The following is a 9,309-nucleotide window of genomic DNA, read 5'->3' on the forward strand; positions in this document are numbered from 1 at the left end:
GCGGCGCCGAGCGCCGGGCCGTCAGGAGGTGAAATTGCGCCGTCGCGGATGCGGCCAGGGGCAGGCAATCGCGAGATGATGCGTGGCCCATTGGCGGCCCTGAAAGTCGCTCAAAATCGAGCCTCGGCACATCCCCAAGTCCACGAATCTTCCACTGGGCGCCGTTAACTGTCAGATCTTGGGCAACTCGGCCTGGTAACCCGGCATCAACGAATGCGACTTAAGTGAGGCGCAGCATCATTGTGCCGCACGGGGTTGCCCTGCGGACTAGCCGTGGTTAGTCTCGGGACGAACCAGTTCAACGACGAAGGAGACGCCGTCATGCGACGCCGCCTCGCCGCCCTGGCCGTCCTCTCGGCTCTCGCGCTTTCGACAAACGCCAGCGCCGCCGCTCCCGATCCGATCGGCGACATGATTATGTCGGTGGTCACCGGCTCGATGCCCGGCGCGCCCGGTTGGAACGTCAAGGCCACGCTCTACCACGCCGGCGCCAAGGGCGTGGGCAATCTGGATTCGCTCGGCTGCAAGGTCGTCGCCATGCGCACCGCCGCGGTCGACAAGAACTTGATTCCGAAGGGCTCGGTGCTCTTCATCAAGGAGACCGTCGGCCTGAAGATGCCCGACGGCTCGACCCATGACGGCTACTGGTACGCCTCCGATACCGGCGGGGCGATCAAGGGCAAGCGAATCGACCTCTTCACCGGCTTCAGCGCCGCGTCCATGAACCCGCTCCGCGCGCTGAACCTCGCCAGCCTGACCGCCGTCAAGGTCGGCGACTTCAAGGGCTGCCCCCCGCGCTAGCTAGACGCACAGGGTTCCCCTGCAGAACCTCGACGCGCCGCCGATCCCTGATCGGCGGCGTTGTCGTGTTCGGCCCCGACAGCCCAGGGCAGGCTCATGGCGGGACCGAAACGGCCGGCGCCAAACCGATGTTAATGCGGCGCGGAACGATCCGACGCGAGACAGGCCGTTCCTGACCGGAGGTCTGCATGGGGTTTTGTGACGCGGATTCATCCACGCGGCGGGCGCGGCGGCTCGTTGCGGCCGGCGCCAGCAATCTACAGGAGCAGCTCGAAGCCGGGGCCGTCGTGGCGACGGAGGCCCTCACGTTCGATTTCGACCCGGTCATCCTCGGCGCCTCGGCCGAATCCAGGGCCAAGAACGTCAGCTTCAATCCTGTGACAGGCCGCTTGAAAGGCGCCGTGGCCGAGGACGAGGCGACGCTCGCCCGCGCCCTGTCCGAATACGCCGCTTGGGCGGAAGCGCTCGTGCGGCGGCTGCTCCCCGGCTATGGTTCGGCTCTCAACGTCGGCAAGACGAGCTTTCGGCCGCGTCCGGCCGAAGCCGCGATCAGTCCGCGCAAGGACGACCGGCGCCTCCACGTCGACGCCTTCCCTTCCCAGCCGACGCAGGGCCGGCGGATTCTGCGAGTCTTTCGCAACGTAAATCCCGCGGGCGTCGATCGCGTATGGGCGATCGGCGAGCCGTTCGCCGAGCACGCCGCGCGCTTCCTGCCCGCCACGCGGCCGGTCTCCCCGCTGGTCCCCTGGATGCTGCTCGGCCTTGGCCTGACCAAAGGAAGGCGCACGGCCTACGACCACGTCATGCTGCAGTTGCACGACGCGGCCAAGGCCAGCGACGACTATCAGGCCGATGCGGCGTGCGAGACCTTCGCCTTCGCGCCGGGCGCGACCTGGCTGGTGTTCACCGACGTCGTGCCGCACGCGGCGCGAAGCGGCCGGTTCGCGTTCGAGCAGACTTTCTTCGTTCCCGTCGAGGCGATGGCCGATCCGGCGGCGGCGCCGCTCGCCGTCCTTGAGCGCATGATGCAGCGCAAGCTGACGTGAGCGCCGCCCGCGCCCAGCTCCCTAGTGTCCGGGCGGCGTCGCGGGAGGTTTCGCCGGCGGCGTGGCGCCGGCGGGCGCGGCGAGCGCGGCCTCCACCTTCTGCATCGACGCCTTGAACATCGGGACGCAGCGCTGCTGCAGGTCGGTCTGGGCCGCCTTCATGTCCATCGTGTTGGCGAGGGCCTTGAGCCGGGCGAAGTCGTAGTTGGGCTCGCGCCCCGCGATCCGGCCGGTGAAGTAGACGATTCCGCCCTGCGCCAGGTGCTGGGCGTTCTGGTCCTCGACGTTCGAGAGCGCGACCATCGCCAGGAGGCAGCGGGCGTCGTCCGTCGTCGCTGATGCGCCGGCGGGCTGCGCCTGCGCAGTCCCGGCGGACGCTAGGGTGGCGCCGATCAAGCCGGCGGCGAGCAGCAAGCGCATCATGGGCTCCAAAGTTGGAAACAGGAGCCTTATGCGAACCGTCGGGCTCTGCCCAGCGCCAATCGTTGTCACGTCGCCGAGCCCTCTCCCGCGCCGCGGGAGAGGGCCGGCAAAGGTCAGGTCTCGACGAACGCCTTCTCGAGCACGAAGTCGCCGGGATTGGCGATCGAGCCTTCCTCGAAGCCGCGGTCGATCAGGATCTGCTTGAGGTCCGCCAGCACCGACGGGCCGCCGCACATCATCAGCCGGTCGACCGCCGGATCGAGCGGCGGCACGCCCAGGTTCGCGAAGATCTTGCCCGAGGTGATCAGGTCGGTGATCCGCCCCTGGGTCTTGAACGGCTCGCGGGTCACCGTCGGATAGTAGGTGAGCTTGTCGCCGATCAGCTCGCCCAGGATCTCGTCGGCCTTCAGGTCATGCTCGAACAGCTCGCGGTAGTTCAGGTCCCCGACCTCGCGCACGGTGTGGGTGACGATCACCTCGTCGAAGCGCTCGTAGGTCTCCGGATCGCGCGCCAGCGACAGCCAGGGCGCAAGGCCCGTGCCGGTGCCCAGCATGTAGAGCCGCTTGCCGGGCTTAAGGCCGTCCATCACCAGGGTGCCGGTCGGCTTGCGGCCGACGAGCACCTGATCGCCCACTTGGATCTTCTGCAGGCGCGAGGTCAGCGGGCCGTCCTGGACCTTGATCGAGTAGAACTCGAGCTCGTCGTGCCAGGCGGGACTGGCGATCGAATAGGCGCGCACCAGCGGACGGCCCTCCTCGGTCATCAGGCCGACCATGACGAACTGGCCGCTGGTGAAGCGCAGGCCCGGGTCGCGGGTGGTGCGGAACGAGAACAGCTGCGGGGTCCAGTGCTGAACCCAGGTCACGGTCTCGACGTAGAAGGCCCCGCTCGCCTTGAGGGCGGGCTTCGGCGCGATGGAAGTGTCGTTCATACTATCCCAGCTCTCTGACGACGGCTCAGATATCGCCGCCCGGGTTGGCGACGGCGCCCGGCGCCCGCGCCACGTGGATGCCGCATTCGGTCTTCTGCGAGCCCGCCCAGCGGCCGGCGCGGACGTCTTCCGCGGCGTCCTCGACAGGACGGGTGCACGGCCAGCAGCCGATCGACGGGAAGCCCGCCGCCACCAACGGATGAGCCGGCAGGTTGTTCTCTTCCATGTAGGCGTCGAGGTCGGCCTTCGTCCAGTTGGCCAGCGGGTTGAACTTCACCTTCCCTTCGGCCTGCTCGACCACCGGCAGCGACAGGCGCGAGCCGCCGTGGAACCGCTTGCGCCCGGTGATCCAGGCGTCGAAGTCCTGCAGCCCCAGATCCAGCGGCACGACCTTGCGCAGATTGCAGCAGGCGTCGGTGTCGGTCTGCCAGAGCTTGGCCTCCGGGTCCGTGGTCGCCAGGTCCTGATAGTGGGGCCGAAGGTCCCTTACGTCGGTCAAGCCAAGCCGCGCGGCCAGGGTCTTGCGGTAGTCGAGCGTCTGGCCGAACAGCATCCCGGTGTCCAGGAAGAGCACCGGGATGTCCGGGCTCACCTTGGCGGCGATGTCCAGCAGGACCGCCGATTCCGCCCCGAAGGAGGAGACCAGCGCCAGCCGGTCGCCGAAGGTCTCCAGGGCGGCCTCGATGATGGTGCGCGGGTGCGCATGGCGCAGCTCCGCGTCCAGCCGCGCCGCCAGGTTGGGCGTGCGGTCGATGGCGTCATAGGCCATGTTCATGCCTCGCGTTCCGCGAAGGCCGGGATGCGCCCGTCCGCCGCGCGCTGATAGACGTGGCGGAAGCGACGGATCACGTGCTCCCACTGCTCGGGATTGGAGCCGTCCGCCGGCTCGAAGGCGTCGACGCCGCAGCGGACCATGAAGCCCGCCTGCTCGCGCAGCACGTCGCCGACCGCCCGCACCTCGCCCTTGAAGCCGAAGCGCTCGCGCAGCAGACGCGCATTGGAGTACTGGCGCCCGTCCCGGTACTTCGGGAAGGCCAGCGTCACCACCGACAGCCGCGGCAGGTCATAGGCCAGGGCCTCGGCCTCCTCGCCGGCCTCGAGCCGCACGCCGACCGCGCGCCCCTCGCCAAGCAGCCGCTCGCCGTCCGCCTGGAAGCGGCTCAGCGAGATGATCACGTCCCCGGGCGGCAGGTCCTGGTCGTCGGCGACCTGGGTGAAGGCGTCGTTGGCGAGCACCATGCGCCCGCCCTGCAGCTTAATGAGCGTCGGCATAGACGGCCTCCTTGAAGGGCGCGACACCCGTGCGGCGGAAGGTGTCGAGGAAGCGCTCGCCCTCCTTGCGCTCCTTCAGATAGACCTCGACCATCTGCTCGACGGCCTCGGCCACCTTGGCGGCCGGCAGCGCCGGGCCGAGCATCTGCCCGAGGGCTGCGTCGTCCTCGGGCGAGCCGCCCAGGGTGACCTGGTAGAACTCCTCGCCCTTCTTATCGACGCCCAGGATGCCGATGTGGCCTACGTGGTGGTGGCCGCAGGCGTTGATGCAGCCCGAGATCTTGATGTTCAGCTCGCCGACCTGCTCGGCGCGCTCCGGCTCGGCGAAGCGCTCGGCGATGTGCTGGGCGATCGGGATCGCGCGGGCGTTGGCCAGGGCGCAGTAGTCCAGCCCCGGGCAGGCGATGATGTCGGTGATCAGGTCGATGTTCGGCGTCGCGAGGCCCGCGGCGTCGAGCGCGCGCCAGACTTCCGGCGCGTCGTCCAGCTTCACGTGCGGCAGCAACAGGTTCTGCTGGTAGGTCACGCGCACCTCGTCCTGCGAGTAGCGTTCGGCCAGGCCCGCGACCAGCTCCATCTGCTCGGCGGTCATGTCGCCCGGCGTCTGGCCGGGGACCTTCAGCGACACGTCGACCAGGGCGTAGCCCGCATGCTTGTGCGGGTGCACGTTGCGGCGGGCGAAGCGGGCGAAGGCCGCGTCCGCCTTGGCCGCCTCGAAGGCCTCGGAGCGGCCCGGCAGGGCCTCGAAGGCCGCCGCGAAGCCGCCGCGGATGCGCGCCAGCTCGGTGTCGGGCAGGTCCACCCGCGCGTGATCGGTCTTGGCCCACTCCTCCTCGACCTGGCGCGCGAACTCCTCCGCGCCGAGCGAGGAGACCAGGATCTTGATCCGCGCCTTGAAGATGTTGTCGCGCCGGCCGTGGCGATTGTAGACCCGGATGATCGCCTCCAGGTACGACAGGAGATGCCGGGTCGGCAGGAATTCGCGGATCGTCGAGCCGAGGTGCGGCGTGCGGCCCAGCCCGCCGCCGACCAGCACCTCGAAGCCCAGCTCGCCGCCGCGGCCGCGCCGAAGGTGCAGCCCGATGTCGTAGATCTTCGTCGCCGTGCGATCCTTGGCCGCGGCGGTGACCGCGATCTTGAACTTGCGCGGCAGGAAGCTGAATTCGGGGTGCAGCGTCGACCATTGGCGGATCGCCTCGGACCAGACGCGCGGGTCGTCCAGCTCGTCGGCGGTCGCGCCGGCGTAGGGGTCGGCGGTGATGTTGCGGATGCAGTTGCCGGAGGTCTGCATGGCGTGCATCCCCACCTCGGCCAGGTGGTCGAGGATCTCCGGCGCGTCCTTCAGCTTGATCCAGTGCAGCTGCAGATTGGTGCGCGTGGTGAAGTGGCCGTAGCCCTTGTCGTAGGTGCGGGCGACGTGGGCCAGCTTGCGCAGCTTGGCGGAATTCAGCGTGCCGTAGGGGATGGCGATCCGCAGCATGTAGGCGTGCAGCTGCAGATAGAGGCCGTTCATCAGCCGGATCGGCTTGAACTGGTCCTCGGTGATTTCGCCGGCCAGCCGGCGGTTCACCTGTTCGCGGAACTCCGCCGCGCGGTCGGCGACGAGTTCCTTGTCGATGGCGTCGTAGCGGTACATGCGATTACTTTCGCTTGATCAGGTTGACGCGGCCGGTCGAGCGGGACGCGCCCTCGGCGTGAACCAGGGCCTCGATGTCGGCCCCGCCATCCGCCTGCTTGCCGTGCTGGGGATGGTTGGTCGGTCCCAGACAGCGGATCCGTTCGCGATAGCTGAGCGGCGCCCAGGTCTCGCCGACCGAGATCACATCGATCAGATAGGGGTCGACCACCACCGTCTGCTCGGACTTGGCCGCCGCTTCCGCGGCTTCGGCCTCGTCGTCGCCCTCGAACAGCTGAGCCTCGGCGAAACGCTCCGCCCAGCGGCCATTCTTCCAGAACACCGCCTCGCCGTCCGCGAGCCGGCTCGCCGTCAGCGCCCTCATGCCCGAGCCTCCTTGAGAACAGTTTCGGTTGCAGCCTCGCCGGCGCGGGCCATCGCCTGGTCAGCATGCGCCAGGGCCATCGCCTCGCCGACGATGAGCAGCGCCGGCCCGCTCAAGGCCGCGGCCGCCTCGGCGAGGCCGGACAGCGTCGTCAGCACCCGCCGCTCGTCGGCGCGCGAGGCGTTCTCGACGATCAGCGCCGGGGTCGCCCCGTCGCGGCCGGCCGCCAGCAGTCGCGCGGCGATCGGCGCGGCCATGGAGAGGCCCATGTAGACCACCACGGTCTGGTTGGCCCGGGCCAGCGAGGCCCAATCGAGGTCCGGCTCGGCGCCCTTCTGCGCGTGGCCCGTGACGAAGGTCACGGCCTGGGCCGACCCGCGGTGGGTCAGTGGCGCGCCGGCCGCCGCGCCGGCTGCGAGCGCCGCGGTGACGCCCGGGATGACATGGCAGGGAACACCCGCCGCCCGCGCGGCCTCCAGCTCTTCGCCGCCGCGGCCGAACATGAACGGATCGCCGCCCTTCAGGCGCACCACGTTCAGGCCTTCGAGCGCGAAGGCCGTCAGCATGCGATTGATTTCGTCCTGACTGTAGGAGTGGCGCGACTTGCGCTTGGCCACCGAGATCCGCCGCGCCGCCGCGGGCGCGAGGTCGAGGATCTCGTCGGAGACCAGGCCGTCGTGGACCACCACCTCGGCCGCCTGCAGCGCCTTCAGCGCCTTGATCGTCAAGAGCTCCGGATCGCCGGGACCGGCGCCGACCAGCCAGATCTGGCCGGTCCGGCCCGCCGCCCCGCGCGCGGCCGCGCCGCCGAGCGCGACCAGGCCGCTGCGGGTCTTCGACCCCCGGCCTCTCTGGGCATCCCGCTGGAGATCGCGCTGGGACATCGGATTAAGCTTCTCTAAAACCGCACAATCTGAATCAGGACGGGACGGACTTGCGCCCGTCCCGCCGCTGCACCGCCGCTGAAAAGGGCCGGTACACCGGCGGAGGCTTGCAAATAGGGCTTTCGGGGTCCACTTCGCAACCCAAGGAGTTCTGCCCGGGGTGTCAGCAAATCTTATGGAACGACCGCACGAGCGCCGCCGGCTGCCGCCGCTCAACGCCCTGCGCGCGTTCGAGGCCGCGGCGCGGCACCTGAACTTCAGCCGCGCGGCCGACGAGCTGTCGGTGACGCCCGGCGCGGTGAGCCAGCAGATTCAGAACCTGGAGGACTATGTGGGCGCGGCGCTCTTCAAGCGTACGCCCAAGGGCCTGCTCCTGACCGACGCGGCCCAGACCGCCCTGCCCGCCCTGCGCGAGGCTTTCGATCGGCTGGCTGAAGCCGCGAGCCTGCTCACCGCCGCGGTCGACGGCCGCAGGCTGACCCTGACCGCCCCGCCCTCCTTCGCCGCCAAGTGGCTGGTGCCGAGGCTCGGCGCCTTCGAGCAGGCCCACCCGCAGGTGGACGTCTGGCTCTCCGCCGGCATCGAGCTCGTCGACCTCACCGCCGGCGAGGTCGACGTGGCGATCCGCTACGGCTCGGGCCGCTATCCCGGCCTGGAGATGCGCCGGCTGATGAGCGAGACGGTGATCCCGGTGATCAGCCCGGAGCTGCTCAGGGAGCAGCCGCTCGACAGCCCGGACGACCTCAAGAACCACGTCCTGCTGCACGACGGCTCGCCGGACCTCGACGACAGCTGCCCGGACTGGTCGATGTGGCTGGCCGCCCGGGGCCTGCGCGGCGTCGACGGCATGCGCGGTCCGCGCTTCAACCAGTCGAGCCTGGTCATCGAGGCTGCGGCCAACGGCCGCGGGGTGGCGCTGGCCAAGCGGACGCTGGCCCAGGCCGACCTCGACGCCGGCAGGCTGGTCGCGCCTTTGCAGATCGCCACGGCCGTGGACTTCGCCTATTACCTCGTCCACCCCAAGGCCAAGGGCCGGTTGCCGCAGGTGAAGGCCTTCATCAGCTGGATCGAGGCCGAGGCCGCGGCGCACGAGGCGGCGCTGCTGGCCATCGACAACGGCGCTGGAATCTGACGAGACGCACCGAGCAGACGATGAGCGTGATCCCCGACCAGCGCCGCGCGCCGACCGACTGCACCACCATGGCCGAGGTGCGCCAGGGCGTGGACGCGCTGGACCGGGCGCTGGTCGCCCTGCTCGCCGAACGCCAGCGCTACATGGACGCCGCGGCCAGGATCAAGGGCGAGCGCGAGGCCGTGTTCGACGAGGCGCGGATCGAGGACGTGGTCGCCAAGGTGAAGGCCGAGGCGCGGCGCGCCGGCCTCTCCGAGGCCATCGCCGAGCCGGTCTGGCGCCTGCTGATCGACCGCTGCATCGCCTACGAGTTCGACCGCTGGGACGAGCTGCGCCTCGCGAACGGCTAACCGGCCGCCTTCTGCGCCTGATAGGCCGCGATCTCGGCCACCGCGGCGGCGAGCGCTGCGCGCACCGGCGGCAAGTCTTCGGGCGCGCCGAACTCGGCCGTTTGGCAGACGTCGCCCAGCGCGTTCGCGCCGATGCCGCGCGCGGCGCCCTTGATGGTGTGCACCACCGCGCGCCACTCCGGATCGCCCGCCTCGAGCTTCTCGTCCCAGGCCGGCGCCTGCTGGGCGAACAGCGAAATCACCTCGAGAACGATCGAAACATCCCCGCCCAGGAAGCCTTCCAGATAGCTAAAGTCCACTGAACGCACGCTTTTTTCCGCCTCTCAAACTTGTCTCGCAAGGGCGCTTGCCAAGGCCGCGTTTTCGCGTATTTTCCGCGCCCTCGCCGCCGGGCCTCTCAACGAGGATCCGGAGCCGGGACGGGTGTATAGCTCAGTTGGTAGAGCAGCTGACTCTTAATCAGCGGGTC

At 69.5% G+C, this 9,309-nt stretch carries 12 protein-coding genes; 4 read left to right on the forward strand and 8 right to left on the reverse strand.

Annotation, left to right across the window (positions count from 1 at the left end; all coding sequences use genetic code 11):
* Positions 1–321: 321 nt before the first annotated feature.
* Both VJS38_RS13340 and VJS38_RS13345 read left to right on the forward strand, forming a co-directional pair.
* The gene (locus tag VJS38_RS13340) at positions 322–801 is read left to right on the forward strand and encodes a 3D domain-containing protein (RefSeq protein WP_324088637.1); all 480 of its coding nucleotides are present in this window, start codon (positions 322–324) and stop codon (positions 799–801) included.
* A gap of 188 nt (positions 802–989) precedes the next feature.
* Positions 990–1,847, forward strand: coding sequence for a Kdo hydroxylase family protein (locus VJS38_RS13345; RefSeq protein ID WP_324088638.1), 858 nt, complete (start codon positions 990–992; stop codon positions 1,845–1,847).
* A gap of 21 nt (positions 1,848–1,868) precedes the next feature.
* Here the strand turns inward: VJS38_RS13345 and VJS38_RS13350 are convergent, their stop codons facing one another.
* From VJS38_RS13350 to cobA, 7 genes are all read right to left on the reverse strand, one after another.
* Entirely contained in the window at positions 1,869–2,267 is a 399-nt protein-coding gene (locus tag VJS38_RS13350; RefSeq protein WP_324088639.1) for a hypothetical protein, read from the reverse strand.
* A 116-nt stretch (positions 2,268–2,383) separates the two neighbouring features.
* On the reverse strand, positions 2,384–3,202 hold the full coding sequence (locus VJS38_RS13355; protein ID WP_324088640.1) for a ferredoxin--NADP reductase: 819 nt from the start codon (positions 3,200–3,202) through the stop codon (positions 2,384–2,386).
* Between the two features lie 25 nt (positions 3,203–3,227).
* Complete coding sequence (locus VJS38_RS13360; protein ID WP_324088649.1) at positions 3,228–3,971, reverse strand: phosphoadenylyl-sulfate reductase; 744 nt, start codon at positions 3,969–3,971, stop codon at positions 3,228–3,230.
* 2 nt (positions 3,972–3,973) lie between these two features.
* On the reverse strand, positions 3,974–4,474 hold the full coding sequence (locus VJS38_RS13365; RefSeq protein WP_324088641.1) for a DUF934 domain-containing protein: 501 nt from the start codon (positions 4,472–4,474) through the stop codon (positions 3,974–3,976).
* Positions 4,458–6,110 carry a nitrite/sulfite reductase gene (locus tag VJS38_RS13370; protein WP_324088642.1) on the reverse strand — a complete coding sequence of 551 codons (1,653 nt, stop codon included), beginning with the start codon at positions 6,108–6,110 and terminating at the stop codon, positions 4,458–4,460. Before VJS38_RS13370 ends, VJS38_RS13365 begins: the two co-directional genes overlap by 17 nt.
* Before the next feature lie 4 nt (positions 6,111–6,114).
* Positions 6,115–6,474, reverse strand: coding sequence for a DUF2849 domain-containing protein (locus VJS38_RS13375; RefSeq protein ID WP_324088643.1), 360 nt, complete (start codon positions 6,472–6,474; stop codon positions 6,115–6,117).
* Positions 6,471–7,358, reverse strand: coding sequence for a uroporphyrinogen-III C-methyltransferase (gene cobA, locus VJS38_RS13380; RefSeq protein WP_324088644.1), 888 nt, complete (start codon positions 7,356–7,358; stop codon positions 6,471–6,473). Before cobA ends, VJS38_RS13375 begins: the two co-directional genes overlap by 4 nt.
* A 175-nt stretch (positions 7,359–7,533) precedes the next feature.
* On the opposite strand from cobA, the gene gcvA reads away from it, so the two are divergent.
* Both gcvA and VJS38_RS13390 read left to right on the forward strand, forming a co-directional pair.
* A complete protein-coding gene (gene gcvA, locus VJS38_RS13385) occupies positions 7,534–8,490 on the forward strand; it encodes a transcriptional regulator GcvA (protein WP_324088645.1) in 957 nt (318 codons plus the stop codon).
* Positions 8,491–8,510: 20 nt separating this feature from the next.
* A complete protein-coding gene (locus VJS38_RS13390; protein WP_324088646.1) occupies positions 8,511–8,840 on the forward strand; it encodes a chorismate mutase in 330 nt (109 codons plus the stop codon).
* On the opposite strand, the gene VJS38_RS13395 is transcribed toward VJS38_RS13390, so the two are convergent.
* The gene (locus tag VJS38_RS13395; RefSeq protein ID WP_324088647.1) at positions 8,837–9,139 is read right to left on the reverse strand and encodes an Hpt domain-containing protein; all 303 of its coding nucleotides are present in this window, start codon (positions 9,137–9,139) and stop codon (positions 8,837–8,839) included. The two genes, VJS38_RS13390 and VJS38_RS13395, sit on opposite strands and share 4 nt — an antisense overlap.
* Positions 9,140–9,309: the final 170 nt, after the last annotated feature.

The organism is Phenylobacterium sp., from assembly GCF_035276905.1.
GTDB lineage: Bacteria > Pseudomonadota > Alphaproteobacteria > Caulobacterales > Caulobacteraceae > Phenylobacterium.